Origin of the sequence: Halomonas sp., from assembly GCF_041689495.1 — a bacterium.
Lineage (GTDB): Bacteria > Pseudomonadota > Gammaproteobacteria > Pseudomonadales > Halomonadaceae > Halomonas.
The window spans coordinates 1-4,092 of sequence record NZ_JBDNGD010000355.1 but is presented as its reverse complement, the minus strand read 5'-3'; the positions used below and the strand labels follow the sequence as shown (position 1 = coordinate 4,092).

Genomic DNA, 4,092 nt, shown 5'->3' with positions numbered 1-4,092 from the left:
GGCGAAGCGCTGGCTAGGGAAACTGAGCTGGCGCGGGACCACGGACTGGTCGTGGAGGCCGACGCCCGTGCCCGTCATGGGGCCGTGGTCCGGGCGCTTGACCTGGCCGGTACCCTGGGAATTCGCCAGGTACGCATTGCCACCACCGAGGGATCATCCACTCAAGCGGAGCAACCGTGATTCACGACAGGAGCCAAGATTCGGGATGGGCGTTGTACAGGCGGTTGCTGGGTTATGTGCGGCCCCACTGGCGTTCCTTCCTCCTCGCCGTCATCGGTTATGTCATCTATGCGGCCTCGAGCACGGCCCTGGCGGAGATGATGAAACGCCTGATCGACGGCATTCAGGACCCGGGAGCCAGCTTCCGCCTCTTCCTGCCCATGTTCGTGGTGGGCATGTTCGCCGCCCGGGGCCTGGGTACCTTCCTGGGCACCTACTTCATGAGCAACGTGGCCCGTAACGTGGTGCACACCCTGCGCTGCAACGTCTTCGACCACATGCTGCACCTGCCGGGTGCCTTCTTCGATGCCCACTCCAGCGGTCATCTGATTTCGCGTGTGACCTACCACGTCGAGCAGGTCACCGGGGCGGCGACCCAGGCGATCACCATCCTGCTGCGCGAGGGGCTCTTCGTGATCGGCCTGGTCGCCTATCTGCTCTGGATCAACTGGATGCTGACTCTGCTGTTCCTGGCGGTCACGCCGCTGATCGGCGGTGTCGTCAGTTATGTCAGTAGACGCTTCCGGCGGATCTCCGGCCGCATCCAGGCCTCCATGGGGGAAGTCACCCATGTCGCCTCGGAGGCACTTACCGGCTATCGGGTCGTGCGCACCCATGGCGCCGAGACATATGAAAAAGCTCGTTTCGCCGCGGCCAGCGAAGTCAACCGCCAGCAGAGCATGAAGGAGGCCCTGACCAAGGCCATCAGCACACCGGTGATCCAGTTGCTGGTGGCGCTCTCGCTGGCCTTGCTGGTCTGGCTTGCCATGTCGCCGGCCCTGATGGCCGAAATGACCCCCGGGGAATTCGTCGCCTTCGTCACCGCCGCGGCCCTGATGGCCAAGCCGGTTCGGCAGCTTACCGAGGTGAACAGCGTGATCCAGAAGGGGATTGCGGCCTCAGCCGACCTCTTCGGCCTGCTGGAAGTACCTCCCGAGTGGGATGATGGCCAGCATGAGCCCGCTCGTCTGGCTGGACGGGTGGTCATGGAGGGCGTTCGCTTCGCCTATGGCCAGGATCAGCCCGACGTGCTCAAGGGCATAGACCTCGATGTCGCCCCGGGCGAGATGGTGGCCATCGTCGGTCGTTCCGGCAGTGGTAAGTCCACCCTGGTGGGATTGCTGCCGCGCTTCTATCGGCCGACGGCCGGGCGTCTGCTGATCGACGGCGTATCGATAGACGACTACCGGCTTGCCCCGCTGCGCCGGCAGATCGCCCTGGTGTCGCAACAGGTGACCCTCTTCAACGCCAACATCGCCGACAATATCGCCTATGGCGTGGCCCATGCCGACCCGGCGGCCATCGAGGCCGCCGCCCGGGCGGCCCATGCCGATGAGTTCATCGAGCGCCAGCCGGAAGGCTATGCCACCGTGGTGGGTGAAAATGGCGTGATGCTCTCCGGCGGCCAACGCCAACGCCTGGCCATCGCCCGGGCGATCTTCAAGGATTCGCCGCTGCTGGTCCTCGATGAGGCGACCTCGGCCCTGGATACGGAATCGGAGCGCTACATCCAGGCCGCCCTGGAGGAAGTATGCCGGGGGCGTACCACCTTCGTCATCGCTCACCGGCTCTCGACCATCGAGCGAGCGGATCGCATTCTGGTGATGGAGCAGGGCCGGATCATCGAACAGGGCAGTCACAAGGAACTGCTGGCGCGAGACGGGGCCTATGCGGCACTGCATCGACTCCAGTTCCGCGAGGGTCCGGCATGATCCGGGAAAGGCTGGGAAAAGCGTGGCTGACGGCGGCCTATCGCGGTGATCGCTGGCTGCTGGTGCTGCGTCCCCTCGAGTGGCTCTATCGGCATCTCCTGGCGCGCCGGACCCGGGCCTATCGGCTTGGGCAGAGGACGGTCTGGCAACCGACGGTGCCGCTGATCGTGGTGGGGAACATCACCCTGGGAGGCACCGGAAAATCGCCTCTGGTGGCCTGGCTGGCGACCTGGCTCCAGGCCAGAGGCTGGCACCCGGGTATCGTCACGCGGGGTTATGGAGGCAGGGGAGCCGTCTACCCGCTGCGAGTCACCGCCGAGACACCGGTCAGGGAATCCGGCGACGAGCCGCGCATGCTTCATGACCGGACAGGACTCCCGCTGGTGGCGGACCCGGAACGTCCCCGTGGGGCCAGGCGCTTGATCGACGAGGGGTGCGATATCCTGATCAGTGACGATGGCCTTCAGCACCTGGCCCTGGGCCGCGACATCGAGCTCGTCGTGGTGGACGGACGGCGAGGATGGGGCAACAGCCGTTGCCTGCCGGCGGGGCCTCTGCGTGAACCACTCTCGCGGCTGGACGATGTCGATGCCGTGCTGATCAATGGCGAACCGGCCTTCACGCCACCCCGGGGTGCCCATTGCATGACCCTGGCGCCTGCCGGCTGGCGACCCCTGGGCGGCACTGCGCGTGTCGCTCTGCGACCACTGCCCTTCACCGGACCCGTACATGCCGTAGCAGGAATCGGCAATCCCGAGCGCTTTTTCGCCACCCTGTCGGAACTCGGCGTCGAGATTGTGGCCCATGCCTTTACCGACCACCATGCCTTTCGCCAGGCGGATCTGGTTTTCGATGACGATCGCCCGGTGGTGATGACCGCCAAGGATGCCGTGAAGTGTTGCGGCCTGGCACTGGGCGACGCCTGGGTCCTCGAGGTGGAGGCGGTGCCCGATGCCGGATTTCAGGGCTGGTTCGAGGAGAGAATCCAAGGGTTTCGGCCGCCCCCGGCGGCTTCCGGTGACGCGGTCGGTCGGTGAAACGATCTTCCCTTCACATACATCACGGTCAACGAGAGGTGTCAGAAATGGACAAGGAGCTACTGGCCATGCTGGTGTGCCCATCGTGCAAGGGCAATCTCAAGTATCATCGGGAGGCGCAGGAACTTCACTGCCTCTTCGAGGGCCTTGCCTACCCGGTTCGCGATGGCATCCCTGTCATGCTGCCTGAAGAGGCGCGCGCTCTGGACGTCGACGAGAAGCTTCACGAGTCTCCTGGACGCACGGGAGACAACTGATGTCGGTCAGGGACTTCATCGCGGTTATTCCGGCCCGGCATGCTTCCTCGCGGTTGCCGGGCAAGCCGCTGGCCGACATCGCCGGGGACCCCATGGTCGTGCATGTCTGGCGTCGGGCTCGGGAGAGTGCGGCGAGCCGGGTGGTGGTTGCCACCGACGACAGCCGCATTCGGGATGCCCTCTTGCCGTTCGGGGCCGAGGTGCTGATGACCCGTGCCGACCATCCCTCGGGGACGGATCGCCTCGCCGAGGTGGCCGAACAGCTGGAGCTGGATGCCGATGCCGTGCTGGTCAATGTCCAGGGCGATGAACCGCTGATCCCGCCGGCATTGATCGATCAGGTAGCGGCTAGGCTCCACGATGATCTCGAGGCCTCCATCGCCACCCTTGCCGAGCCGATAAGCGATGTCGATGTCCTCTTCAATCCTAATGTGGTGAAGGTGGTGCGGGCGCTCTCGGGTCGAGCCCTGTATTTTTCCCGCGCTCCTGTGCCCTGGAACAGAGAGGCCTGGGATCGTGATGCCTTCGCCGCTCGGCCCGCACTCCTCGAGACCGATGCCTGGTTGCGTCATATCGGTCTCTACGCCTATCGGGCGGGCTTTCTCGCCGATTACCTTGACTGGCCGCCTTCTTCCCTGGAGCAACTCGAGCAGCTGGAGCAATTGCGAGCGCTGCATCACGGCCACGGCATCCAGGTGGCCCTGGCCAGGGTGCCGCATCCGGCCGGGGTGGACACCGCCGACGACCTGGCCCGTGTGCGTGAATTTCTCCATGGTCAGGCAGGAGATCAATGATGCGAGTGCTGTTCGTGTGTCTGGGCAATATCTGCCGGTCGCCCACCGCCGAGGGTGTCTTCCGTCGCCTGCT

The 4,092-nt window shown here is 65.0% G+C and carries 5 protein-coding genes and 1 pseudogene; all 6 read left to right on the top strand.

Annotated features, from left to right (window positions below; genetic code table 11):
- On the top strand, nt 1–180 hold a 180-nt coding region (locus ACESMD_RS11210; RefSeq protein WP_372613161.1), incomplete at its 5' end, for an ExbD/TolR family protein.
- On the top strand, nt 177–1,931 hold the full coding sequence (gene msbA, locus ACESMD_RS11205) for a lipid A export permease/ATP-binding protein MsbA (RefSeq protein WP_372613159.1): 1,755 nt from the start codon (nt 177–179) through the stop codon (nt 1,929–1,931). The genes ACESMD_RS11210 and msbA, both read left to right, overlap by 4 nt.
- Nucleotides 1,928–2,968, top strand: coding sequence for a tetraacyldisaccharide 4'-kinase (gene lpxK, locus ACESMD_RS11200; RefSeq protein WP_372613157.1), 1,041 nt, complete (start codon nt 1,928–1,930; stop codon nt 2,966–2,968). Before msbA ends, lpxK begins: the two co-directional genes overlap by 4 nt.
- A gap of 47 nt (nt 2,969–3,015) precedes the next feature.
- Complete coding sequence (locus ACESMD_RS11195; RefSeq protein ID WP_372613155.1) at nt 3,016–3,225, top strand: Trm112 family protein; 210 nt, start codon at nt 3,016–3,018, stop codon at nt 3,223–3,225.
- A complete protein-coding gene (gene kdsB, locus ACESMD_RS11190; RefSeq protein ID WP_372613153.1) occupies nt 3,225–4,019 on the top strand; it encodes a 3-deoxy-manno-octulosonate cytidylyltransferase in 795 nt (264 codons plus the stop codon). Before ACESMD_RS11195 ends, kdsB begins: the two co-directional genes overlap by 1 nt.
- Nucleotides 4,019–4,092: pseudogene (locus ACESMD_RS11185) on the top strand (low molecular weight phosphotyrosine protein phosphatase); the annotation flags it as partial. The gene kdsB and the pseudogene ACESMD_RS11185, both read left to right, overlap by 1 nt.

Coding starts and splice junctions, on each gene's coding strand:
- ACESMD_RS11195 (WP_372613155.1), top strand. CDS start 3,016: ATGGACAAGGAGCTACTGGCCATGCTGGTGTGCCCATCGTGCAAGGGC.
- lpxK (WP_372613157.1), top strand. CDS start 1,928: ATGATCCGGGAAAGGCTGGGAAAAGCGTGGCTGACGGCGGCCTATCGC.
- kdsB (WP_372613153.1), top strand. CDS start 3,225: ATGTCGGTCAGGGACTTCATCGCGGTTATTCCGGCCCGGCATGCTTCC.